The 22,302-nt window shown below is 68.2% G+C and carries 21 protein-coding genes; 8 read left to right on the forward strand and 13 right to left on the reverse strand.

From position 1 onward, the window contains the following. The first annotated feature begins 248 nt into the window (after window positions 1–248). Both RAM80_RS27980 and RAM80_RS27985 read left to right on the forward strand, forming a co-directional pair. Window positions 249–1,475 (forward strand): methyl-accepting chemotaxis protein, encoded by a 1,227-nt coding sequence (locus RAM80_RS27980; RefSeq protein WP_416427580.1) that lies wholly within the window; start codon window positions 249–251, stop codon window positions 1,473–1,475. Window positions 1,476–1,593: 118 nt separating this feature from the next. Continuing rightward, window positions 1,594–1,809, forward strand: a complete 216-nt coding sequence (locus RAM80_RS27985; RefSeq protein WP_416423618.1) for a hypothetical protein — start codon at window positions 1,594–1,596, stop codon at window positions 1,807–1,809. On the opposite strand, the gene RAM80_RS27990 is transcribed toward RAM80_RS27985, so the two are convergent. From RAM80_RS27990 to RAM80_RS28000, 3 genes are all read right to left on the reverse strand, one after another. After that, entirely contained in the window at window positions 1,797–2,036 is a 240-nt protein-coding gene (locus RAM80_RS27990) for a DUF2789 domain-containing protein (RefSeq protein ID WP_416423619.1), read from the reverse strand. The genes RAM80_RS27985 and RAM80_RS27990 overlap by 13 nt on opposite strands. A 75-nt stretch (window positions 2,037–2,111) precedes the next feature. Further along, window positions 2,112–2,501: a hypothetical protein gene (locus RAM80_RS27995; RefSeq protein ID WP_416423620.1), complete on the reverse strand. Its 390-nt coding sequence runs from the start codon at window positions 2,499–2,501 to the stop codon at window positions 2,112–2,114. Window positions 2,502–2,526: 25 nt separating this feature from the next. Beyond that, entirely contained in the window at window positions 2,527–2,805 is a 279-nt protein-coding gene (locus tag RAM80_RS28000) for a hypothetical protein (RefSeq protein WP_416423621.1), read from the reverse strand. Between the two features lie 355 nt (window positions 2,806–3,160). Between RAM80_RS28000 and RAM80_RS28005 the strand changes: the two genes are divergently transcribed. Next, window positions 3,161–3,628, forward strand: coding sequence for a hypothetical protein (locus tag RAM80_RS28005; protein WP_416423622.1), 468 nt, complete (start codon window positions 3,161–3,163; stop codon window positions 3,626–3,628). Between the two features lie 53 nt (window positions 3,629–3,681). After that, window positions 3,682–4,689 carry an ABC transporter substrate-binding protein gene (locus tag RAM80_RS28010; protein WP_416423623.1) on the forward strand — a complete coding sequence of 336 codons (1,008 nt, stop codon included), beginning with the start codon at window positions 3,682–3,684 and terminating at the stop codon, window positions 4,687–4,689. A gap of 188 nt (window positions 4,690–4,877) precedes the next feature. Here the strand turns inward: RAM80_RS28010 and RAM80_RS28015 are convergent, their stop codons facing one another. From RAM80_RS28015 to RAM80_RS28040, 6 genes are read right to left on the reverse strand one after another with little or no spacing between them, the layout of a single operon-like run. Beyond that, window positions 4,878–5,222 carry a Na+/H+ antiporter subunit G gene (locus RAM80_RS28015; RefSeq protein WP_416423624.1) on the reverse strand — a complete coding sequence of 115 codons (345 nt, stop codon included), beginning with the start codon at window positions 5,220–5,222 and terminating at the stop codon, window positions 4,878–4,880. Continuing rightward, a complete protein-coding gene (locus tag RAM80_RS28020; RefSeq protein ID WP_416423625.1) occupies window positions 5,219–5,497 on the reverse strand; it encodes a K+/H+ antiporter subunit F in 279 nt (92 codons plus the stop codon). The genes RAM80_RS28015 and RAM80_RS28020 overlap by 4 nt, the downstream gene beginning before the upstream one ends. Next, window positions 5,494–5,982: a Na+/H+ antiporter subunit E gene (locus RAM80_RS28025; RefSeq protein ID WP_416423626.1), complete on the reverse strand. Its 489-nt coding sequence runs from the start codon at window positions 5,980–5,982 to the stop codon at window positions 5,494–5,496. The genes RAM80_RS28020 and RAM80_RS28025 overlap by 4 nt, the downstream gene beginning before the upstream one ends. Then, the gene (locus RAM80_RS28030) at window positions 5,979–7,595 is read right to left on the reverse strand and encodes a monovalent cation/H+ antiporter subunit D (protein WP_416423627.1); all 1,617 of its coding nucleotides are present in this window, start codon (window positions 7,593–7,595) and stop codon (window positions 5,979–5,981) included. The genes RAM80_RS28025 and RAM80_RS28030 overlap by 4 nt, the downstream gene beginning before the upstream one ends. After that, window positions 7,592–7,936 carry a Na+/H+ antiporter subunit C gene (locus RAM80_RS28035; RefSeq protein WP_416423628.1) on the reverse strand — a complete coding sequence of 115 codons (345 nt, stop codon included), beginning with the start codon at window positions 7,934–7,936 and terminating at the stop codon, window positions 7,592–7,594. Before RAM80_RS28035 ends, RAM80_RS28030 begins: the two co-directional genes overlap by 4 nt. Next, entirely contained in the window at window positions 7,936–10,857 is a 2,922-nt protein-coding gene (locus RAM80_RS28040; RefSeq protein WP_416423629.1) for a monovalent cation/H+ antiporter subunit A, read from the reverse strand. Before RAM80_RS28040 ends, RAM80_RS28035 begins: the two co-directional genes overlap by 1 nt. A 275-nt stretch (window positions 10,858–11,132) precedes the next feature. Here RAM80_RS28040 and RAM80_RS28045 point away from each other — a divergent pair, with 275 nt between their 5' ends. Together RAM80_RS28045 and RAM80_RS28050 are read left to right on the forward strand one after the other, a co-directional pair. Further along, window positions 11,133–11,696, forward strand: a complete 564-nt coding sequence (locus tag RAM80_RS28045) for a helix-turn-helix domain-containing protein (protein WP_416423630.1) — start codon at window positions 11,133–11,135, stop codon at window positions 11,694–11,696. A 64-nt stretch (window positions 11,697–11,760) separates the two neighbouring features. After that, window positions 11,761–12,798, forward strand: a complete 1,038-nt coding sequence (locus tag RAM80_RS28050; protein ID WP_416423631.1) for a GlxA family transcriptional regulator — start codon at window positions 11,761–11,763, stop codon at window positions 12,796–12,798. Window positions 12,799–13,117: 319 nt separating this feature from the next. On the opposite strand, the gene RAM80_RS28055 is transcribed toward RAM80_RS28050, so the two are convergent. The 4 genes from RAM80_RS28055 to hflK (RAM80_RS28070) form a co-directional block, all read right to left on the reverse strand. Continuing rightward, window positions 13,118–14,989 carry a cation-translocating P-type ATPase gene (locus RAM80_RS28055; RefSeq protein WP_416427581.1) on the reverse strand — a complete coding sequence of 624 codons (1,872 nt, stop codon included), beginning with the start codon at window positions 14,987–14,989 and terminating at the stop codon, window positions 13,118–13,120. A 68-nt stretch (window positions 14,990–15,057) separates the two neighbouring features. After that, window positions 15,058–16,104 carry a protease modulator HflK gene (hflK, locus tag RAM80_RS28060; protein WP_416423632.1) on the reverse strand — a complete coding sequence of 349 codons (1,047 nt, stop codon included), beginning with the start codon at window positions 16,102–16,104 and terminating at the stop codon, window positions 15,058–15,060. Beyond that, entirely contained in the window at window positions 16,101–17,141 is a 1,041-nt protein-coding gene (hflC, locus tag RAM80_RS28065; protein WP_416423633.1) for a protease modulator HflC, read from the reverse strand. Before hflC ends, hflK (RAM80_RS28060) begins: the two co-directional genes overlap by 4 nt. Window positions 17,142–17,156: 15 nt before the next feature. Beyond that, complete coding sequence (hflK, locus tag RAM80_RS28070) at window positions 17,157–19,088, reverse strand: protease modulator HflK (protein ID WP_416423634.1); 1,932 nt, start codon at window positions 19,086–19,088, stop codon at window positions 17,157–17,159. Between the two features lie 328 nt (window positions 19,089–19,416). Here hflK (RAM80_RS28070) and RAM80_RS28075 point away from each other — a divergent pair, with 328 nt between their 5' ends. Further along, complete coding sequence (locus tag RAM80_RS28075) at window positions 19,417–20,781, forward strand: LLM class flavin-dependent oxidoreductase (protein ID WP_416423635.1); 1,365 nt, start codon at window positions 19,417–19,419, stop codon at window positions 20,779–20,781. Window positions 20,782–20,830: 49 nt separating this feature from the next. Continuing rightward, window positions 20,831–22,225: an FAD/NAD(P)-binding protein gene (locus RAM80_RS28080; protein ID WP_416423636.1), complete on the forward strand. Its 1,395-nt coding sequence runs from the start codon at window positions 20,831–20,833 to the stop codon at window positions 22,223–22,225. The last annotated feature ends 77 nt before the right edge of the window (window positions 22,226–22,302 follow it).

Genomic DNA, 22,302 nt, shown 5'->3' on the forward strand with positions numbered 1-22,302 from the left:
TGCTCGACGCTGCCCGGCCTTCGGCCCCAGGGGGCGTTTTCGCCTGGTTGTCGCGCCTGCGCAGGCCCGCCAGCGCACCGTCAGCCGCCGGGCCCGACCCGCTGGCCGCGCTGACCCGCGACCTGTCCCACAGCACCAGCCACAACGCCCTGTCCGCCGCCGGGGTGGCCTTTGCCGTGCGCCAGCTGGCCGCGCGCGTGCAATCCCAGCTGGGCGCCGCAGCGCAGATCGTCAGCAGCGCCGAGGTGATGATCGGCACCGAACAGATTACGTCGCAACTCAGCCAGCAAGCCCTGGGCGCCGCTAGCGAAGCTCACCGCCACAGCGTGGCCGGGCGCGAGGTGCTGGCCGAGTCCATTAGCCGCATGCACCAGCTCAGCGCACGGGCGACTGCCAGCCGCGAGCTGATCGAGGCCCTGAGCCAGCGCAGCGAAGACATTCAGCGGGTGACTGCTGTGATCCAGTCCATCGCCAGCCAGACCAACCTGCTGGCCCTCAACGCCGCCATCGAGGCGGCCCGCGCCGGCGAGTACGGCCGTGGCTTCGCCGTGGTCGCCGACGAGGTGCGCGGCCTGGCCGGGCGCACCGCCACTGCCACCGAAGAAGTGGGGCAGATGGTCGCCGACATCCAACTGCGCACCGCCCAGGTGGTGGAGCAGATCCGGGAACTGGCCAGCGACCTGGGCGCCGGCGTGGTGCAGGTCGAGCGCACGGGCGAGCAGCTGGAAACCATCGCGGCGCTGGCCGCCGGGGTGGAAACCCAGGTCGGCGAGATTGCCCGCGGCGCCGAGACCAACCGCGTGCAACTGGCCAGCCTGTTCCAGGCGGTAGAGCAGGTGCGCGGCGACCTGGCAGTGAGCGACGGCCAGACCCGCAGCCTGGCCGACGCCGCCGTGCAAATGGAAGCCCAGGCCGAGCGCATCAGCGAGCGCTTGGCCGAGGTGGGCATGGATGACTACCACCAGCGCATCTATGACCTGGCCCGCGAAGGCGCGCGGCAGATTGGCGAGCGCTTCGAGCAGGATGTGGAGCAGGGGCGTATCAGCCTCGACGAGCTGTTCGACCGTCAGTACCAGCCCATCGCCAACACTCACCCGACGAAGTTCCACACCCGTTTCGACCGCTACGCCGACCAGGTGCTGCCGGCGATCCAGGAGCCGTTGCTGGCGCGTCATGAAGGGCTGGTGTTCGCCATCGCCTGTACGCCCCAGGGCTACGTGCCCACGCACAACCGGGCGTTCAGTCAGCCGTTGACCGGCGACGCCGCCCACGACGCGCTGCACAACCGCACCAAGCGCCGTTTCGACGACCGCACCGGGGCGCGCTGCGGCAGCCATCAGCAACCGTTGCTACTGCAGACCTACACCCGTGACACAGGTGAGCTCATGCACGACTTGTCCGTGCCGATAACCGTAAAGGGGCGGCACTGGGGCGGGCTGCGGCTGGGATATACACCGCAAAAGGCTCGAGGATAACGGCCGTTTGTTACCGTTGCTGTAACGAAGCTGTACCAGGTTTGGCTGTTTCTTGAGCAATGGAGGCATTAAGATGGCCATATTGTTAGGTTGCTAATGAAATCTCGGGAGGGAAATCATGCAAACCCAAGTTGATGTGGCCGTGATGATCGGCAGTGGTGTACCGGCCAGCCTCCAGGCCATCGGCAAGCGCGTGTGCTGGGTGGTGTTGGTCAACGGCGAGCGACGCGGCACCGCCTTCGCCAGCCGCGCCGAAGCCGTGGAGTGCCGCGAGGCCTGGCTGGCGCAGTTGGCGGTGGACCCCAGCCTGATGCCGGCGCGTCAGGCCTGCTGATGCAGGCGAACGTTCAATTCGTCGATGGGAATGGCCCAGTCGCCGCCGTCGGCGCGTAGCTCCTCTTTCAGGAAGTTGGCCTGGCGTTCGTTCCAGAATGGAGCATCAATGAGCTTCACGTCCGCCGCCAGTGGGTGGGCGGCGATGAAGCGGTCGATGCTGGCGGGGTCGCCATCCAGGCCCAGTTGCTCGAATAGCGTACCCAGGTTGGTGTGTTCGGTTTCCATGTCATCTCCTTGGCTGTGTGGTGCCGTACCTATCCTCTGAAAGGTCGGCGAGCCAGGAGTTCACCTCGCTGCACGCTACGCGTCGGTATCGATGCTGCGCGAATCGATGTTCTGCATGGGCGCATTCTGCTGCGGCCGGGAGGGCACCGAGGTTGCCAGGTTGCTGGCGATGCGGGCGGCCATCATGCTGGCCTTGGCGCGAATCAGCGCCAGGTTGCGCTCGGCCACGCTGTGATACTCGGCGTTCTGCACCGCCATGAATTCATGCTGCTCATGACGCGCCTGGCTCTTCAGGTCGGCAATCTGCTGGTTGTGTTTGCGCGCGCGCCGGTTGGCGGCCGCCTGTTGCGCCTGGCGTTTGGCGGCCGCAGCCTTGTCGGCGGCCGCGTCGGCTTCGGCACGCACTTTGGCCGGGTCATCGGGGGCAAGGCCGAACAGCGCGGCGACGGGATTGATATCCATCATGGGCGACCACCTCCTTGGGGTTCGCTCATTGTATCGGCGTCATTACAAACTCCTTGAGGCCCGTGGTGTTTTCCAGTTGCCGTGCCAACGCGCAGGCGGCCAGGTGACCGCGGCGAAACCCCAGGGTGCGGCCCGAGTCCAGTTCGCGTATATGAAAAAAGTCGCGACCGGCGGGAATCACGTGACAACGCAGCGTGTTACGGTAGCCCTGCGGGACCTCCAGCCGGTACAATGCAGCGCCGAAGTCGATAGCCGCGTCAGCCGTGTCGATATTCCCTCGACGGCTTTCCATTGATTCGTGCATATTCGTTCCTTCCTGTGGGGACTGTCTGCTTGTCGCGCTGACCCTCATGGTCGAGCGAGTTGCATAGCTATCGCACTTTTTACTTCGTCACGATGTAGGAAATGGCGCTTTAACCTGCGGCGTATTGCTGATTCCAGCAGTTGGGCAATGGCCGACGCGTTCCTGTGCCTTTTCCTTCAAGGGCAGTCTCTATCCGTGAGCGTCCCAGCCGGGGGGCTTTCTTGTAGGCTTGCGCCGCGCGCCTGCCCATGGACTTGTTTTCATGTTGTTCCGCACCTTGGTTATCGGGTGTGGACAGGTTCAGTTCAGCTGCCCACGTTTTCACGGGCGGTTTTTCATTTCGAGGAATTTTTAATTGGCAGTAAGTAATCTGGAAATGCACGCCTTGTTCGTGCTGGGCGATCTTCGCGCCAAACTGGTGAAACTCTTTCAATCGCGTTTCGTGTATGTCACCGAGCAAACGGCCGAAGGTATCTACATGGCCGAGATCGACACTGAAAGTGCATTGGTGGTCGATGACAAGCAGCGCCTGGAACTCAAGGTTGGCGACCACTTCCGCGCCGCGGTATTGCCCAGCCGCGAAGGCGGCAAGTTTGAAATCAAGTTCCGCGAGATCAAGTTGGCGGTGTATGGCCTGGGTGAATATGCGTTTGTCAGCACTGCTGACGGCGAAGGCATCGTGTTCAAGGAAAGCCAGACCGTGGTCATGGTCTTCGCTGCCAAGCAACAGCTGCAGGTAGGCCTGGCCAAGACCCTCAAGGCCGCCTCGTCCAAGGCCGCCAAGTGGCGCAAGGGCGAGTTGACCTTCAAGCCCAGCGAATAAGCCGTTGGCACTGGTCTACAGTCAGTGAGTCCTGACTGTAGAGACCGTGCCCAATGAAACTGATCGTTCCCGTTGTATTCTGGTGCCTGGCACTGGTGGTGGCGCCCCTGCGCGCGGCCCCGGCGCCTGTGCACTTTGCCGACCTGAACTGGGAAAGCGGTAGCCTGATCACCGAGCTGCTGCGCATCGTGGTGGAAAAAGGCTACGACATTCCCACCGACACCCTGCCGGGCACCACCATCACCCTGGAAACCGCGCTGGCGAAAAACGACATCCAGGTGATCGCCGAGGAGTGGGCGGGGCGCAGCCCCGTGTGGGTGAAGGCCGAGGCGGCGGGCCAGGTCAAGGGCCTGGGAAACCTGGTAGCCGGCGCCACCGAAGGCTGGTGGGTGCCTGAATACGTGATCAAGGGCGACCCCGCGCGCGGCCTCAAGCCGCTGGCGCCGGACCTGCGCAGCGTCAGCGACCTGCCACGCTACAAGGCGGTGTTCCGCGACCCGGAGAACCCCGACAAGGGCCGTTTCCTCAACAGCCCCATCGGCTGGACCTCCGAAGTAGTCAACGGCCAGAAGCTCAAGGCTTATGGCCTGACCGACACTTACAGCAATTTCCGCTCCGGCAGTGGTGCGGCGCTGGACGCCGAGATCACTTCGCAGATCAAGCGCGGCCAGCCGGTGCTGTTCTACTACTGGTCGCCGACGCCGCTGCTGGGCCGCTACAAGCTGGTGCAGCTGCAGGAACCGCCGTTCGACCCCGAAGCCTGGAAGACCCTGACCCAGGCCGACAACCCGGCGCCAAAGCCAACGCGGTCACCGCCCTCGATTCTGTCGGTAGGGGTGTCGTCGGCGTTCGCCCAGCAGTACCCGCAGCTGGTAACGTTCTTCCAGCAGGTGCAGCTGCCCATCGACGACCTCAACAAGGCGCTGGCGACCATGAGCGAGGGCCATTTGCCGCCACGCCAGGTGGCGACCGAGTTCCTCAAGGCCCACCCGCAACTGTGGCGTAGCTGGGTGCCGGCACCGGTGGCCGAGAAAGTCGCCGCAGCCCTGGCAACTCCGTAGCAGCTGCCGCAGGCTGCGTCGGGTTCACCACAGTGTCCCTGAACAGCGCGGCGCCTTGGACGCGGCCTGCGGCCGCTGCTACGGAAACCGCGTTGCCTGCGATAGGAGCAGACGACGCGATCAGCGGGATGCGCGCGTCCCCGTAGCAGCTGCCGAAGGCTGCGTCCGGCACACCGCAGGGCTTGTGATCAACGCCGGCTGCTAACCTCGCCAGGCACCGCCTCGCCGGCCATGCGCTTGCGGAACAGCGCCGTGCGCGCCAGCAGCAGCGTGGTCACCGGCACGGTGATGGCCAGCAGGATGGGGATCAGCCACGCATGCAGCACCGGGCTTTGTTCCCGGAAGGAAAAGTACAGGATCGACGCCAGCGCCACGCACCAGGCGCCAAGGGTCGAGGCCAGGGCCGGCGGGTGCATGCGCTGGAAGAAGTCTTTCAGGCGCACCATGCCGATGGCCCCCAGCAGCGCGAACAGGCTGCCCAGCAGCAGCAACGCGCCGATAGCCGCCTGCACCCAGATGGGTAACTCGTTCATTCGATCACCTCGCCACGCAGCAGGAACTTGGCCAGGGCGAACGAGCCGACGAAGCCGAACAGGGCAATCAGCAACGCCGCCTCGAAGTAGGTTTCGCTGCCATAGCGAATACCCAGGGTGAGGATGGTCAACATGCCCAGGATGCTCAGGTAATCCAGCGCCAGCACCCGGTCCTGGGCCGAGGGGCCCTTGAACAGCCGGTACAGGGTCAGCAGCATGGCCACGGCGAAGATCGCCAGGCTCAGCACGATGACAGGGTCAAGCAGGGCGCTCATTCGAAGATCTCCATCAGCGGGCGTTCGTAGGTGGTCTTGAAGTGCGTGATGAAGCGCGCCTCGTCGTCCAGGTCGAACACGTGCAGCAGCAGGATGCTGCGGTCCAGCGCCAGTTCGGACCACACCGTGCCCGGCACTACCGTGGTGATGGCCGACAAGGCGGCCAGGCCGTTGGCGTCACGCAGCTCCAGCGGCACCTTGACGAACGCCGAGCGCGGCGGCCGGCGGCCCAGGTTGAGCACGCCCCAGGCCACCTGCAGGTTGGACGCCAGCACATCGATGCCCACCCGGCCCAGCAGGCGCAGGATGGTGCCTGGCTTGCGAATGCGCACCGGCAGCGGCCGCAGCGAGGTCATCAGCAGCGGCGCCAGCACGCCCAGCAGCGCCGCCAGCAGCAGGTTGCCCGGGCTCAGTGACAGGTTCAGCAGCAGCCACAGCAGGGCGCAGGCCAGGCTCAGCAGCGGCGCGGGGAGCAGGCGCTTCATGGGCGCACCTCGGCGGCCATCACGGCCTCGATGTACTGGGCGGGGTCGTCCAGCCGGGCAGCGGTGTCCTGGGTGAAGCGCAGCAGCGCCTCGCCCTGCACGGTCAGCAGCAGGCACAGGCCCAGCAGCACCACGATGGGCACGCACTCGAAGCGACGCAGCAGCGGCGATGGCCGCTCCTGGGGCGTCCAGAAGCGCTGCACGCCGACGCGGGTCATGGCCAGCAAGGTCGCCAGCCCCGAGAGGATCAGCAGCGTGACGAACGCCCACGCGGCTGGGCTGGCGTCGCCGAACAGCAGGCGGATCAGGTTCAGCTTGGCGATGAACCCCGACAGCGGCGGCATGCCGATCACCAGCAGCGCACAGGCGATGAAACTCAGGCCCAGGAACGCCATGGTCCAGGGAATCACCTGGCCGACCACCGCCTTCTGCTCATCGTCCAGGTTGATGCCCTTGGGCGGGTGCAGCGACTCCACCGGGCGCGGCAGTAGGTCGCCGTCGTCGTCCAGGGGAATGTCGTTGGCCGAACGCGAGCGCTCGATCAGCTCGGCCAGCAGGAACAGCGCCGCCAGCGCCAGGGTGGAACTGACCAGGTAGAACAGCGCGCCGCCGGTGATCGCCGGCACGCCGAAGCCAATGGCAGCCAGCAGCGTGCCGGCCGACACCAGGATGCTCAGGCTGGCCATGCGCTCCAGGCGCTGGGCCGCCAGCACGCCCACCGCTGCCACGGCGATTGTCACCAGCCCGCCGTACAGCAGCCAGGCGCCGCCGAAATGCGCCGAGGCCCCGGCCTGGTTGGAGAACAGCAGGGTCCACAGCCGCAGCAGGGTATAGACCCCCACCTTGGTCATGATCGCGAACAGCGCCGCCACCGGTGCGCTGGCCGCGGCGTAGGCGGGCACCAGCCAGAAGTTCAGCGGCCACATGCCGGCCTTGGCCAGGAACGCCGTGGCCAGGATCGCCACGCCAGCGTGCAGCAGGCCGCGGTCGGCTTCCGGCACCAGCGGGATCTTCAGCGCCAGGTCGGCGAGGCTGAGGGTGCCGGTGACGCCGTAGATCATCGCCGCGCCGATCAGGAACAACGACGACGCCAGCAGGTTGATGGCGATGTAATGCAGCCCCGAGGACACCCGCGCGCGCCCCGAGCCATGCAGCAGCATGCCGTAGGACGCCGCGAGCAGCACCTCGAAGAACACGAACAGGTTGAACAGGTCGGCGGTCAGGAAGGCGCCGTACAGGCCCATCAGCTGGATCTGGAACAGCGCATGGAAGCTGGCCCCGGCGCGGTCCCAGCGCGCCATGGCGAACAGCAGGGCGGCGCTGGCGACGATGCCGGTGAGCACCAGCATCAGCGCCGACAGGCGGTCCAGCACCAGCACGATGCCGAACGGCGCCGGCCAGTTGCCCGGCAGGTACACGCCGATGGCGCTGGCTGGGCCCTGCTGTTGGGCGCCGTGCAGCAGCAGCGCGGCGATGCCCAGGCCGGCGAGGGTGGACAGCAGGTTGATACGGGCTTTCAGCGGGCGGTGTTTCTCGCCCAGCAACAGCATCACCGCGGCGGTCAGCAGCGGCAGCAGTATGGGCGCGATCAGCAGGGACGGCATCAGGCTCATTCCTGACGCTCCCGGCCGTCCACATGGTCGGTGCCGGTGAGCCCGCGCGACGCCAGCAGCACCACCAGGAACAGCGCCGTCATGGCAAAGCTGATGACGATGGCCGTGAGCACCAGCGCCTGGGGCAGCGGGTCGGTGTAGTGCAGCAGGTCCTGGGGCACGCCGTCCTTGATGATCGGCTCCTTGCCGATGAACAGGCTGCCCATGCTGAAGATGAACAGGTTCACCCCGTAGGACAGCAGGCACAGGCCCATCACCACCTGGAAGGTCCGCGGCCGCAGGATCAGCCACACCCCCGAGGCAGCCAGCACGCCGATGGCAATTGCGATGACTTCTTCCATCAGGCACTCCCTTGCGGTACGGCAATGGGCTTGGGCAGCCCGGTGGGTTTGTGGCTGCGTACCGACTGGTGCGCCAAAGCGGTGAGGATCAGCAGCGTCGAACCGACCACCACGCTGAACACGCCGATGTCGAAGAACAGCGCGCTGGCCACGTGCACTTCGCCCAGCAGTGGCAGGTGCAGGTGCGCGGTGTGGGTGGTGAGGAACGGATAGCCCAGCAGCATCGCGCCCACCCCGGTCAGCGTTGCGAACAGCAGGCCCACGCCCATCCAGCGCAGCGGCCGCAGGCGCATCTGCGCCTCCACCCACTGGGTGCCGGCCACCATGTACTGGAGGATGAACGCCACTGCCATCACCAGGCCGGCGACGAAGCCGCCGCCGGGCTGGTTGTGGCCGCGCATGAACAGGTACATGGCCACCACCAGGGCGATCGGCAGCAGCAGCCGCACCAACACCGCCGGCACCATCATGAAGCCCAGGGCGGTGTCGCTGGCCTGGCGCGGGTTGACCAGGTCGGTGACCACGTCAGGCGCCAGCAGGCGCTGCTGGGCCGGCAGCTGGATGCTCTCGCGCGGTGGCCGGAAGCGCCGCAGCAGGGCAAAGATGGCCAGGGCCGTGGCCGCCAGCACGGTGATCTCGCCCAACGTGTCGAAGCCGCGGAAGTCCACCAGCATGACGTTGACCACGTTGCTGCCGCCGCCCTCGGGCAGCGCCTTGCGCAGGTAGAACTCGGAGATATGGTTGGGTGTGGCGCGGGTCAGCATGGCGTACGACAGCGCCGCCATGCCGCCGCCCACGGCGACGGCCAGCACCAGGTCGCGCAGCCGGCGCAGGCGGGCGCGGCCTTCGCTGCCGGGCAGCGGCAGGGCGTCCTCGATACGCCGTGGCAGCCAGCGCAGGCCCAGCAGGATCAGCACCGTGGTCACCACCTCGACCACCAACTGCGTCAGGGCCAGGTCCGGCGCCGAGAACCAGATGAACGTGATGCAGGTCATCAGCCCGCAGACGCTGACCATGGTCAGGGCCGCCAGCCGGTGGTACTTGGCCTGCCAGGCAGCGCCCAAGGCGCAGGCTATGGCGATCAGCCAGAGGGCGACGAACACCCCCGAGCCGGCGATTTTCGGCCGCAGGCCCCAGCCCAGGCCGCTGTGCAGCAGCGGGATGAGCCCGGCCACCACGGCCACCAGCACCAGCATGAACAACTGCGGTTGCAGGCGCCGGGTGGTCAGCCAGCGTTCGCTGCGCCGCGCCAGGCGCATCAGCAGCACCAGGCTGCGCTCGAACAGGCGCTTGCCGTTGAACCGGCCCACCAGTGGCGGCCGCTGGAAGCGCCCGCGCTGCAGTTGCCCGCGCAACAGCAGGTACAGCAGCACGCCGGCGCCCATGGCGATCAGGCTCATGATCAGCGGTGCGTTGAAGCCGTGCCAGATCGCCAGGCTGTACGCGGGCAGCTCGCCGCCCACCACCGGCAGCGCGGCGGCGGCCAGCAGCGGCCCCACCGACTGCGCCGGGAAAATGCCCACCACCAGGCACAGCATCACCAGTAACTCCACTGGCGCGCGCATCCAGCGTGGGGGCTCGTGGGGCTGGTGGGGCATGTCGGTGGCGGGTGGGCCGAAGAACACGTCCACGGTGAAGCGCAGGGCATAGACCACGCTGAAGGTGCCGGCGATGGTGGCGATGGCCGGTAGCGCCGCCTCCACCCAGGCGGTGGAGGTGATGAACACGGTTTCGGCGAAGAACATTTCCTTGCTGAGGAACCCGTTCATCAACGGCACCCCGGCCATGGCGGCGCTGGCCACCATGGCCAGGGTGGCGGTGAAGGGTATCAGCCGGAACAGCCCGCTCAGGCGGCGAATGTCGCGGGTGCCGCTTTCGTGGTCGATGATGCCGGCGGCCATGAACAGCGAGGCCTTGAAGGTGGCGTGGTTGAGGATGTGAAACACTGCTGCCACCGCTGCCAGCGGGCTGTTGAGGCCCAGCAGCAGGGTGATCAGGCCCAGGTGGCTGATGGTGGAATAGGCCAGCAGGCCTTTCAGGTCGTTCTGGAACATGGCGCAGTAGGCACCCAGCAGCAGGGTGCAGGCGCCAGCGCCGCTGACCATCCAGAACCATTGCTCGCTGCCCGACAGCGACGGCCACAGCCGCGCCAGCAGGAACACCCCGGCCTTGACCATGGTTGCCGAGTGCAGGTACGCCGACACCGGCGTGGGCGCGGCCATGGCGTGGGGCAGCCAGAAATGGAAGGGGAATTGCGCGCTCTTGCTCAGGGCGCCAATCAGGATCAGCGCCAGCAGCACCGGGTACAGGTGGCTGGCGCGGATCTGCGCGCCGGCCGCCAGCACCGTGTCCAGGTCATAGCTGCCCACCACCTGGCCCAGCAGCAGCACCCCGGCCAGCAGGCACAGGCCGCCGGCACCGGTCACCGCCAGGGCCATATAGGCGCCGCGGCGGGCGTCGGCGCGGTGGTGCCAGTAGCCGATCAGCAGGAACGAGAACAGGCTGGTCAGCTCCCAGAAAAACACCATCTGCACCAGGTTGCCGGAAATCACCAGGCCGAGCATGGCGCCCATGAACGCCAGGAAAAACGCGAAGAAGCGCGGCACCGGGTCGTCCGGCGACATGTAGTAGCGCGCGTACAGCGACACCAGCGTGCCGATCCCCAGCACCAGCAGCGAGAACAGCCAGGCGAAGCCGTCCATGCGCAGGGTGAAGTCCAGGCCCAGGCTGGGCAGCCACGCGTAGGTCTCGCGGATGACACCGCCGTGGGCGATCTGCGGGTACATCGATGCCACCGCGACGGTGCCCGTCAGGGCCACCACGCCGGCCAGGATCGACTCGCGGTTGCGCGCGTCGTGGGGCAGCACCGCTGCCAGGCAGCTACCAATGAAAGGCAGAAGCAGTAGGACTATCAATGACATAGCGATCTGATCTGCTGGAGGGGATAAAGGATCATACGGTGCCGGGCGGGCATCACCAACCGCGAAGCTGTGCCAGAACCTTACAATAGTGGTCTATTTGCCAGCTTTTTCATGACAAAATTTTACAAGCCTTCGGTTTTCGTTGGCGTTGACGGTATTTGTGGGAGCTGGCTTGCCAGCGAGCTTTCAGGGCCTCGACAGCTCGCTGGCAAGCCAGCTCCCACAAGGGGGGTAATGCAATATACTGCGCATATCTAGCCCCAGAGCCGAACCCCGTGCCCCCAGACTCCCCCTCCCGCGCCTCGGTGCTGCAACACGTCAGCCACAACGTGCGCCGCCTGCGCCATGCCGCCGGCCTGAGCCAGAGCGCCCTGGCCGAACGCTCCGGGGTCAGCCGGCGCATGCTGGTGGCCATCGAGGCCGGCGAGAAGAACGTCAGCCTCGGCACCCTGGACCGCGTGGCCGAGGCCCTGGACGTGGTGTTCAGCGACCTGATCCGCGCCCCCGACAACCGCGACCCCAACCGCATCAACGAACTGGCCTGGGCCGGTAGCCAGCCCGGCAGCAAGGCCGTGCTGCTGGCCAGCGCCCCGGCGCGGCGCGAGGTGGAGCTGTGGGAGTGGTGCCTGGCGCCGGGCGAACGCTATGACAGCAGCTGTGATGGCGAGGGTTTCAGCGAGCAGGTGTTCGTCTACGAAGGCTGCCTGACCCTGGAAATCGACGGTGCCACCCGACAGATCGCCGCCGGCGAGTTCTGCATGTTCGCCAGCCAGCGTCCCCATGGCTATCGTAACGAGGGCGAGGTGGCCGTGCGCTTTGTGCGCAACGTGGTGTTCTAAAGCACTTCTCTGCCCCCACCCAGTTTCGGTAGCATGTGCCAATTCGCGCAAAGGGCAGTGAAAAATGACAGACATCCCCGAACCTTCGACGCTGCGCCTGGGCCTGCTGCAATACCCCGGTGCCCAGCCCTCCAGCACGGCAGGGCTGCTCGACCTGTTTGCCTGTGCACAGCAGGTGAGGGCAGAGCTGGGCATGTCGAAAACGCCAACCGTGCGGGTAGACAGCCTGGCGGACTCGGACGCAGGCGCTGTGCCAGCAGTGGTGTTCGTGCCGCCGCTGGCCCAGGCCGGCGTGCCTGATGCCGAGGCCCTGGCGCCGGTGCTGCAGGCGTTGCGCCGCTGGCATGCCGGCGGGGCGATGCTGATGGCCGTCGACAGTGGCGCCTGGCTGCTGGCCATGGCCGGGCTGTTGCAGGGCCGCCGGGCCACGCTGCACTGGGACGCGGCCATGGCCCTGGCCGCGCATTACCCGCAGGTGCGGGTGTTGCCCCAAGAGCCGATGGTGGACGAAGGCGACGTGGTCACCGCGGCGGGCAGCCAGGCCTGGCAAGAGCTGGGCCTGGCGGTGCTGGCGCTGTACTTCGGCGCATCGCTGGCGGTGGAGACCCACGCCATGCTCAACGTGCCGCCGCGCGACCAGCCGCTGCCCCCCAGCCCGTTCCAGCCGCGCCTGGACCACGGCCACGCGGCGGTGCTCAAGGTGCAACTGTGGCTGCAGGACAACCGCGCCATGGGCGTGACCCTGGATGACATGGCCGCCTGCGCCGGGCTGGAGCCGCGCACCTTCCTGCGTCGTTTCCACGCCAGCACCGGCCTCAAGCCCACCGAATACTGCCAGCACCTGCGCATTGCCCGCGCCTGCCATCTGCTGGAAACCAGCCAGCGCAACGTCGACCAGATCGCCGCCAGCGTGGGCTACCAGGACGTCGGCGCGCTACGCAAGATCTTCCTGCGGGTGACGGGGCATGCGTTGAGCGAGTATCGCGAGAAGTATGGCTTGCGCACCTTGTACCGCCCATTCGCGTTGCGCGGCCGGGGGGGTAGCCCTGCAAAGATCAAAGGCCCTGCAAACAAGGCTAACGAGGTGATGTCACAGGCATAACTGGCCCGAAATAGACAGTAGGAGCCGACCTTGGTCGCGATGCGCCGCGCGGGCGGCGCTCGATTGCTTGAACACCGAAGGACCACCGACAAGCACCTATCAGCACCCCGCGCCCCGGGGTAGCTGCTGGCGTCAGGCTGCTGGATCGCATAATGGCGACTGGGCGCTTGCCGTTCGGCCTGCTGGGCCCATGAGATCGAGCGCCGCCCGCGCGGCGCATCGCGACCAAGGTCGGCTCCTACATTTGTTTCGGGCCAATTATGTCTGTGACATCACCCGGTCCGCCTTACGTGTCTGGCAATGAATCGGAGCCGAGCCCCTATTTGAGAGGCTCCTCGATCCGCAGCAAGCGCCCGGCATTGCCCAGCACCAGCAGCGTGCTGAGGTTGTGCAGCAACGCCGCCACCACCGCGCCCGCCACGCCCAGCATGCCGAAAGCCGCCGCCGCGACGATGGCCAGGGTCCAGCCCAGGCCGATGGCGACGTTCACCTGCAAGGTGCGGCGGCACTGGCGGCTCAGGCGCACGCAGGTGCCCAGGCGGCGCAGGTCGCTGCCGATCAGCACGATGTCGGCCGAGGCCAGGGCGATGTCGGCACCGCCGGCGCCCATGGCCACGCCCACCACGCCAGCTTTCAGCGCCAGCGAGTCGTTGATGCCGTCACCCACCACCAGCGGCCGGAAGCCGTTGCCGATTTCGTCGGTGACCCGGTGCAGCTTGTCTTCCGGCAGCGCCTGGGCCACCACGTTGGTGATGCCCACCTCGGCGGCCAGGGCGTTGGCCACCGGCAGGCGGTCGCCGGTCAGCAGCAGCTGGCGGCCCAGGCCCAGTTCACGCAGGTCAGCCAGCGCCGCGGCGGCCTCCGGGCGCACCTGGTCGGCCAGCAGCAGCCAGGCCAGGAAGCGCCCATTGAGCGCCAGGCCGGCGATCGGCCCGTCGTGCTCGGGCACCGGCGGCAGGTCCACGCCCAGCTGCTGGAACAGCTCGGCGCGGCCCAGGGCCGCTTCGCCCTGCGGGGTCTGGGCGATCACGCCCAGGCCCTGGCGCTCGCGCAACTGCTCCAGCGGGTGGTAGGCGTCCTGGGGCACCAGGGTGGCCAGGGCGCGGCTCACCGGGTGGCTACTGGCCGCGCCGAGGCTGGCGGCCAGGTGCAGCAGGGTCGGCTCGTCGGCGCTGCACTCGGGCACCACCTGCAGGCGCTGCAGGTGCAGGGCGCCGTAGGTGAGGGTGCCGGTCTTGTCGATCACCAGCGAGCTGAGGTCGGCGAACTCTTCCAGGAACGCCGAGCTGCGGATCAGGATGCCATGGCGTGCGGCCACGGCGATGCCGGCGATGGCCGTGGCCGGCGCCGACAGCACCAGCGCGCACGGGCAGGCGGCCACCAGCACGGCGAGCATCGCCTGCGGGTCGTTGGTGATGAACCAGGTGACGGCGGCAATCAGCAGCACCAGCACCATGTACTGGCCGGCGTAGCGCTCCAGCAGACGGGTGATCGGCGGCTTCGACTGCTCGGCCTTCTGCATCAGCGCGATGACCTTGCCCAGGGTAGAGTCTTCGCCGGTACGCGACACCTCGATGCGCAGCAGGCCATCGAGGTTGATGGCGCCGCCGAACACGTCCATGCCCGGCGCGGCCTGCACCGGCACCGATTCGCCGGTGATGGGCGCGGTGTCCAGGCTGGCCTGGCCTTCCAGCACGCGGCCGTCGGCCGGCACGCGGTCGCCGGCGCGCACTTCCACCTGGTCGCCGGCCTTGAGGCTGGCGTTGTCCACTTCACGGATGCTGCCGTCGGCGCCGATCAGCCGCGCATGACTACGGGTCAGCTTGCCCAGGGACTCGATGGCCTCCTGGGAGCCGATCACGCTGCGTTCCTCCAGCACGTGGCCGAAGATCATCAGGATCGGCAACAACGCCGCGGTCAGCAGGTCGCCGGTGGCCCAGGCGCCCAGCAGGGCAATGGCCACCAGTTGGTCGGTGAGGCCATGCAGGCTGGGATGGCGGATGCTGAACCAGGCTGAACGCAGCACCGGAATGGCCACCAGCAGCGAGGCCACGCCGAACAGGATCTGCGCCACGCCGTCCTGGGCCGGGGCGAACCAGTGCCAGCCCAGCCCCAGCGCCAGTAGGCCGAGGGCGACCATGGCCAGGGTCAGCTGGCGGGCGGCGCTGCGGCGCTCGTCGACGCTGAGCATGCCGCCGGTGAGGTGGCCATGGGAATGCCCGTGGTGGGCGTGGCCGTGGTGATGGTGGGAATGCGCACTCATGGTTGGCTGCCTTGCAGAATCAGACGGGCGTCGTCGTGGGGATCGACGGTGGTGACCGAACCTGCCTTCTGCAGGATGGCCGGGACGCGCTCGCGGTACAGGCGCATCAGCAGGCCCGGGTCGCTGTGGTCGCGCTGGGTCTGGGCCAGGCTGGCGATGGTGGCAGTGTCGGCCTGGGCCTTGGCCAGGCGCTCGCTGGCCTGGGCGTGGGCCACCTGCAGGGTGCGGTCGGCCTCCTGGGTGGCGGCCTGGGTCACCTTGGCGGCGTCGTTGCGGGCCGAGGCAATGTTCTGCTCGGCCTTCTGGCTGGCGGTGAGCACGGCGTTGAAGGCGTTGACCGCGCCATCGGGCAGGCTCGACTGCAGGTCGACGCGCTCGATGTGCACGCCCAGGCCGGCGCCCTGGGCCTGCAAGGCGTCAAGGCTGCGGTTGATGCCCTGCATCAGGTCGCCACGCAGGCGCTCGCGGCGCTCGGCGGCCTGGCTGTCGCTGCCCACCAGCTCCGGCCGGGCCACCAGGATGGTGTCCAGGTCGCGGGAGGCGGACACGGCCACGGCGCTGCGGGCGACCAGGCGGTCCAGTGCGGCGGTCATGTTGGCGCTCTGCAGCACGTACTGGTACGGGTCCACCACCTTGTAGAAAATGCGCACGTCCAACTGCACCACCCCGGCGTCGCCGGTCAGCAGGTAGCCGGCGCCGGCCACCGCGTCGCTGTTGGGCGAGGTGTTGGGGTCGATGCCGCGGGTCTGGTTTTCGCGCAGCAGGGTTTCCACTCGCTGTTCGATGACGCGGTCAGCCGAGGGCAGCATCACCACCTGCTCGAACGGCCGCGGCCAGGCCATGAGCAGGCCGGCGCTGTGGATGCGCTCCAGGGCGCCCATGCGCAGCACCACGGCGCGGCTTTCCGGGCCTACCTGGCGAATGTTCGACACGGCCCAGCCGAACGCCGCCAGCAGGGTGACGCCGTACAGCGCCAGGAACGTCAGGCGGCCGGCCTGCAGCCAGGGGCTGGGCAGCCGTGGGTCGGGGGCGGCACCACTCATGGCTTGGCACCGCTGGCGGCGGCTGGGGCGGCCAGCTGCGGCGGGCCGTCGACCAGGGCGCGGAACGGCGCCGCATCGGTACGCAGCACCAGGCGCGTGCCCGAGTTGACGATGGTGCCCAGGGTGTCCAGCGAGCGCAGCAGGTTGTACAGCTCAGGCGAGCCGGCGTACGCCTTGCCGTAGATCTGCGCGGCTTCCACCCGCGACTGCGCTTCCACATCGGCCGCCTTCACCGTGGCGTCGGCCTGCAGGATGCGCGCGTCACGCTCGGCGCCGGAGCGAATCTCCGCCGCCTGGCGCTTGCCTTCGGCAGTGCGTTCGGTGGCGATGGTCTCGCGTTCGGCGCGCATGCGCTCGACGGTGGCGTTGAGGGTCACGGCGGGCAGGGTCAGGCGTTCGATACCCACCTGCAGCACGCGCACGCCATAGGTGTCGAGCAACTGCTTGGCGATCTGCTGGCGCACATGGTCTTCGAAGTCGGCGATCTGCACCTTGTTGGCGTCGGTGTTCACCAGGCTCGACAGGTCGAAGCCGCTGGCCGAGGTTTCCAGCGCCGAGCCGAGGAAGGTGCGAATCTGCCGCGCGGCTTCGTCAGGCTGGTTCTGCACCGCGCGCATGAAGCGCTGCACGTCGGCGTTGTCGGCCTGCACCTGCCACGCCACGTAGGCCTGGACGATGATCCGCAGGCCGTCGCGGGTGCCCACGTCCTGCAGGCCGCTGGAGGTCGTGCGCAGGCGCAGGTCCACCGGCACCGCCGATTCGAACGGGATCGGCAGGCGCCAGTTCAGGCCCGGCTCCAGCAGCACGCGCGAGGGGTTGCCGAAGCGGGTGATGACCGTGGCTTCGCCGCTGCGCACCTGCACCAGGCAGGCGGTGGCGATGGCGAACAGCACCAGCAGGGCGGCGATGCCGATGCGCTTCCAGGGGCGCGACGGCGCGCCGTCGTCGTGGTCATGGCCGTGGTCGTGGTGTGCATGGTCATGATGATCGTGGCCGTGGTCGTGGCCCGCGTGGTTGTGCGATGTACTCAAAATCAAAACTCCTGCAGGCCGTTAGCGGCGTGGCTGGCCGGGGTCGACCGGCGCGGCGAAGGTTCTCAGGTCCAGGGTCGGCGGCTCGTCCCGGGCAATGCGATGGTCAAGGATCAACGCCTTGGCATTGGCCATGCCCTGGGCCAGCTGGCTGAAATACTGCTCGTTGATGAACGCCTGGCCGGCGCTGTGCCAGGCTTGCAGTTCAGCGCTGAAGCGCAGGTCGGCGGCCTTGGCCGCGCCCAGGTTCTCGGCGCTGGTGGCCTGGGCGTTGTCGGTGGCCATGCTGGCGTCGGTGCGCGCCTGGTTGCTGGTGACGCTGGCGTTGCCGCGCTCGCGGGAGATCAGCGCCTGGGCGCCGATCTGCGCGGCCTGCACGCCGTGGTAGGCGTCGGCGGCGCCGGCCGGTGGGTGAATGGCTTCCACCACGGTGGCCAGCAGCTCGACGCCGCTGTCGAGGCGGTCGAGGTCGGCCTGCACCTGCTTGCCAATGTCCTCGCCCAGTTGCGCGCGGGCCTCGCCGAGCATGTCGTCCAGCTCACGGCCGGCCAACTGGTGCACCAGCACGCGGCTGGCGGTGCTGCGGATCAGCGCCGGCACGTCGGCGCTGTTGTAGGTGGCAGCCAGGGCGGCCTTGTCGGTCAGGCCGATGCGGTAGACGAAGCGCACGTCCATGTTCACCACCTGGAAGCTCTGCTTGTCGCCGGCGCTGCTGGCGATGACCTGGGATTTCTCGGCGCGGTGCGAGGCGTCCCACAGGCGGTTGGCGGTGACGGGCGCCGGGCCGTCGGCGCTGCTGGTTTCATCGCCGGCGCCGCCTTCGGCGCTGGTGGCCAGCTCATGAATCACCCCGTTCTCCACGGTGCGCGCCTGGCCGAACGGCCACGGCAGGCCCACATGCAGGCCCGGGGCGTAGACGGTCAGCGGCTTGCCGAACTGCTCGTACACGGCGCGGCCGTTCATGGGCACCTGGGTGACGCCGCTCAGCAGCCAGCCGATCAGGGCGATCAAAGCCAGCACCGGCAGGCTGGCGCGGCGCATGAAGCCCAGCGCCCAGATCTGCCGCAGGTCGATGCCGAAGCGTTGCTGCATTTCATCCTGCAGGCGCCGCAGCGGGCGCGGCGGCCAGTTCAGCAGGCCGGCGAACAGGCTGTCGGCGACGATCTGCGGTTCCAGGGTCAGGCGCTGCGGGCTGAACACCGACAGTAGAGCGCGCACCAGCAGCTCCAGGGCGCCCAGGGCCGGCAGCAGGCCGGCCAGCACCGCCAGGCGCAGCGGCCACACCGCCTCGCCGTTGGCGAAGAACAGGCACACCGCGGCCAGCAGCAGGCTGGCCAGGGTGATGCGCAGTTGCAGCGCCAGGCCCGAGGCCTCGGGCCACTCCACCGGGTCGCAGGCGTTCAGGTGGCGCTCCAGCACCAGCAGGGCGAAGGCCACCACCAGCAACAGCCCGGCGACGGCGTAGGCGGTCTGGCCCAGGGCCTGGGGCGCCAGGTTGAGGTTCCAGCCGTAGTTCACCAGCAGCAGCGCCAGCACGCAGCCGGCCATCAGCCACAGTGCCGCCACGCCCAGGCGTTGCAGCCACACCGCCAGGGTGTCGCCGACGCGGTCCAGCAGGCGGTCGTAAGCGCCGCGCGGCTCGTCCTGCACCCACTCGGTGACCGGTTCCAGCGGCTCGCCGTTGAGCGCGGTGGCGCGCCACCGGGCGATGCGCCAGGCCCACTGGCTGCTGCCCAGCAGGGTCAGGCAGCTGGCGCTGATGCCGCACAGCAGCGGCACCCACAGCGAATCACGGGTAAACAGCTCAACGAAAATACCGGCCACCAGGGCCAGCATCAGCAGCGCCCCCAGCCCCAGCATCAGGCCGAACAGGCGGCGCGCCTGCCAGGCCGCGCGCACGAATCGCGGCAGGGCGTGCAGATCCCCAGCCGGGGCATCCAGGTCAACTCTCATCACATCTCCATACGCTCGCACAGGCAGGTGCGCGACCCGGCCAGGGTCGTTGCGGTTTACCGTTGAATAAAAACAGACGCTCAGGCGACCGGGCAGTCTACCCATAAAAAGTAACTGTATAACGCTGGCCGTGAAATTTTCGTCCCACGCCCGCGCCGCCACTGTTGCTCAGCCAACAGCCGCGCAACAGTTTGCTGGCCAACAGCAAGCCCGTGCCGCCCCGGCTTATGGCCATGGCCCCGCAAACATGGGGCGCGGCGAAGCGGCACGCACTGTGCAATGACCTGCTCATCAAGTGTATGAATCTTTGTTCAGTTTGGAGAGCTGCATGTCGCGTGAAATCCGCCTCAACGCCTTTGACATGAATTGCGTGGGCCATCAGTCCCCAGGCCTGTGGGCGCACCCGCGGGACCGCTCGTGGGAATACAAGGACCTGGCCTATTGGACCGACCTGGCTAAAATCCTCGAGCGCGGCAAGTTCGACGGCCTGTTCATCGCCGACGTGCTGGGTATCTACGACGTGTACCAGGGCAATGGCGACGCCGCCATTCGCCAGGCCACCCAGGTGCCGGTCAACGACCCGCTGCAGCTGATTCCACCCATGGCGATGGTCACCGAGCACCTGGGGTTCGGCCTCACCGCGTCGCTGTCGTTCGAGCACCCGTACCCGTTCGCCCGGCGCCTGTCGACCCTGGACCACCTGACCCAGGGCCGCGCCGGCTGGAACATCGTCACCTCGTACCTGGAGAGCGGCGCCAAGAACATCGGCCAGGCCGCACAGACCGAGCACGACGCGCGCTATGACTACGCCGAGGAGTACCTGGAGGTCTGCTACAAGCTGTGGGAAGGCAGTTGGGAGGAGGACGCGGTGCTGCGCGACCGCGAGCGGCGCCTCTTCAGCGACCCGAGCAAGATCCACCCCATCAAGCACCACGGCAAGCACTTCCAGGTGCCCGGCATTCACCTGTGCGAACCGTCGCCGCAGCGCACGCCGCTGCTGTACCAGGCGGGCGCGTCCAGCCGGGGCAAGCAATTCGCCGCCGAGCATGCCGAGTGCGTGTTCGTTGCCGCGCCGTCCAAGGTGCTGCTGAAGAAGACCGTGGCCGACATCCGCCGCCGCGCCGCCGAGGCCGGGCGCGATCCGCGCAGCGTGCTGATCTTCAACCTGCAGACGGTGATCGTCGACGAGACCGACGCCAAGGCCCGGGCCAAGTTCGAGGAGTACAAGTCCTGGGTCAGCTACGAGGGCGCCATGGCGCTGATCAGCGGCTGGACCGGCATCGACTTCAGCCAGTTCCAGCCCGGCGAGGCCCTGCGCCACGTCAAGACCAACGCCATCCAGTCGGCGGTGGAAGCCTTCAGCACCGCCGACCCGGATACGGTCTGGACCCCCAACGAGCTGGCGGACTGGGTGGGCATCGGCGGCTTCGGCCCGCTGTTCGTCGGCGGCCCCGAGACCGTCGCCGACCTGCTGGAGGAATGGGTGGCCGACACCGACGTCGACGGCTTCAACCTGGCCTACGCGGTGACTCACGAAACCTTCAGTGACGTGGTCGACCACCTGGTGCCCGAACTGCAGAAGCGCGGGGTGTACAAGACCCAGTACCGCAGCGGCACCCTGCGCGAGAAGCTGTTCGGCGAAGGCGCGCGGCTGCCCGGCAATCACCCGGCGGCGGGCTACCGAAAACCGTGAAGCTGTTTATGATGTTCCCGGCAACCCCACTGCTAACAGTGAGCACCCCATGCAAGACATCCTGATCATCGGCGGCGGCCTGTCCGGCACCCTGCTGGCCGCGCAACTGCTGCGCCAGCCCGGCCAGCGCCGGCTGCGGGTGTTCGAACCGCGCCCCGAACTGGGCCGCGGCGAAGCCTACAGCGCCACCGAGCTGGGCCACACCCTCAACGGCAACGCCGCGCGCATGAGCGTGGACCCCGACAACGCCGAGGACCTGACCCAGTGGCTGGCTGCGCACATCGCCGCCGGCGGCTGGCCCGAGGCCGACCGCCAGCACGTGCCGGTTGCCGAGTTGTTCCCGCCGCGCGGGTTGTTTGGCGTCTACGCCCAGCAGCACCTGGCGGCGGCGCGAGCAGCGGGGGCCACCTGGGGATCGACCCTGGAGCATGTGCGCAGCGAAATCGTCGACCTGCAGGTGGACGCCGATGGCGTGCGCCTGACCCTCGCCGACGGCAGCCAGGTGCACGGCAGCCAGGCGGTGCTGGCCACCGGCATGTTCCCGGCGGCGCGCACCCGCCAGCGCCAGTCCAGCGGCCTCAACGCCGCGGCGGTGGACCCATGGGACGTGCAGGCCATGGCTGGCCTCGACCCAGACGGCCGGGTGCTGATCATCGGCTCCGGGCTGACCATGGTCGACGCCGTGGTGTCCCTGGAACAGGCCGGGCACCGCGGGCCGATCCAGATCTATTCGCGCCATGGCCTGTTGCCCCAGGTGCGCCGGCAGCCGCCGGCGTGGCCGGACTTCCTGGCCGCCGACCCCACCCTCCGCACGCCGTTGCAGGTGTGGCGCGCGCTGCGCCGGCAATGCCGCGAGGCCCAGGCCGCCGGCATCGACTGGCAGGCGCCGCTGGACACCGTGCGCGCCCACATCGGCCGGCTGTGGAGCGGTGCCAGCGATTGGCACAAGCGCCAGTTCGTGCGCCATGCGCGGCCGTGGTGGGAAAGCCATCACCACCGCTCGCCGCCGCCCAGCGATGCATTGCTGCAGCGCTTGCTGGAAGAGGGGCGGGTGCGCATCGACGCCGCGCAACTGCTGGGCCTGGCCCCCACCGAAGACGGCCAGGTGGGCATCCGCGTGCGTGACCGCGGCCAGGCCGCCGAGCGCATCGATACCGGTGTGGCGCTGATCAACTCCACCGGCATCGAATACGACTGGCGCCGCGTGGACCGGCCGCTGCCCCGGCAGCTGCTGGCGCGCGGCCTGATCCGCCCCGGCCCGCTGGCGCTGGGCATCGCTGCCCAAGCCAACGGCGCCGTGCACGACGCCGCCGGCCAGGCCTCGCCCCGGCTGTTCGCCATGGGCCCACCGCTGCGCGGCCTGTGGTGGGAAAGCACGGCCGTCACCGACGTGGCGCTGCAAGCCAAGGCCCTGGCCAATACCCTGGTCACACAATCCCCGTAGCCGCTGCCGCCAGGCTGGTTCCCGGTCACCACGGTGTGGCCTGACGCAGCCTGGCGGCAGCTGCTACGGGCGTGGGC

This window comes from Pseudomonas sp. App30, assembly GCF_047947025.1.
Classification (GTDB): Bacteria; Pseudomonadota; Gammaproteobacteria; order Pseudomonadales; family Pseudomonadaceae; genus Aquipseudomonas.

Excerpts from the sequence above, each read along its gene's own strand:
- RAM80_RS27980 (WP_416427580.1), top strand. The coding sequence starts at position 249 with ATGATCGGCACCGAACAGATTACGTCGCAACTCAGCCAGCAAGCCCTG.
- RAM80_RS27985 (WP_416423618.1), top strand. The coding sequence starts at position 1,594 with ATGCAAACCCAAGTTGATGTGGCCGTGATGATCGGCAGTGGTGTACCG.
- RAM80_RS27990 (WP_416423619.1), bottom strand. The coding sequence starts at position 2,036 with ATGGAAACCGAACACACCAACCTGGGTACGCTATTCGAGCAACTGGGC.
- RAM80_RS27995 (WP_416423620.1), bottom strand. The coding sequence starts at position 2,501 with ATGATGGATATCAATCCCGTCGCCGCGCTGTTCGGCCTTGCCCCCGAT.
- RAM80_RS28000 (WP_416423621.1), bottom strand. The coding sequence starts at position 2,805 with ATGCACGAATCAATGGAAAGCCGTCGAGGGAATATCGACACGGCTGAC.
- RAM80_RS28010 (WP_416423623.1), top strand. The coding sequence starts at position 3,682 with ATGAAACTGATCGTTCCCGTTGTATTCTGGTGCCTGGCACTGGTGGTG.
- RAM80_RS28015 (WP_416423624.1), bottom strand. The coding sequence starts at position 5,222 with ATGAACGAGTTACCCATCTGGGTGCAGGCGGCTATCGGCGCGTTGCTG.
- RAM80_RS28020 (WP_416423625.1), bottom strand. The coding sequence starts at position 5,497 with ATGAGCGCCCTGCTTGACCCTGTCATCGTGCTGAGCCTGGCGATCTTC.
- RAM80_RS28025 (WP_416423626.1), bottom strand. The coding sequence starts at position 5,982 with ATGAAGCGCCTGCTCCCCGCGCCGCTGCTGAGCCTGGCCTGCGCCCTG.
- RAM80_RS28030 (WP_416423627.1), bottom strand. The coding sequence starts at position 7,595 with ATGAGCCTGATGCCGTCCCTGCTGATCGCGCCCATACTGCTGCCGCTG.
- RAM80_RS28035 (WP_416423628.1), bottom strand. The coding sequence starts at position 7,936 with ATGGAAGAAGTCATCGCAATTGCCATCGGCGTGCTGGCTGCCTCGGGG.
- RAM80_RS28040 (WP_416423629.1), bottom strand. The coding sequence starts at position 10,857 with ATGTCATTGATAGTCCTACTGCTTCTGCCTTTCATTGGTAGCTGCCTG.
- RAM80_RS28050 (WP_416423631.1), top strand. The coding sequence starts at position 11,761 with ATGACAGACATCCCCGAACCTTCGACGCTGCGCCTGGGCCTGCTGCAA.
- RAM80_RS28055 (WP_416427581.1), bottom strand. The coding sequence starts at position 14,989 with ATGCTCAGCGTCGACGAGCGCCGCAGCGCCGCCCGCCAGCTGACCCTG.
- hflK (WP_416423632.1), bottom strand. The coding sequence starts at position 16,104 with ATGAGTGGTGCCGCCCCCGACCCACGGCTGCCCAGCCCCTGGCTGCAG.
- hflK (WP_416423634.1), bottom strand. The coding sequence starts at position 19,088 with ATGAGAGTTGACCTGGATGCCCCGGCTGGGGATCTGCACGCCCTGCCG.
- RAM80_RS28075 (WP_416423635.1), top strand. The coding sequence starts at position 19,417 with ATGTCGCGTGAAATCCGCCTCAACGCCTTTGACATGAATTGCGTGGGC.
- RAM80_RS28080 (WP_416423636.1), top strand. The coding sequence starts at position 20,831 with ATGCAAGACATCCTGATCATCGGCGGCGGCCTGTCCGGCACCCTGCTG.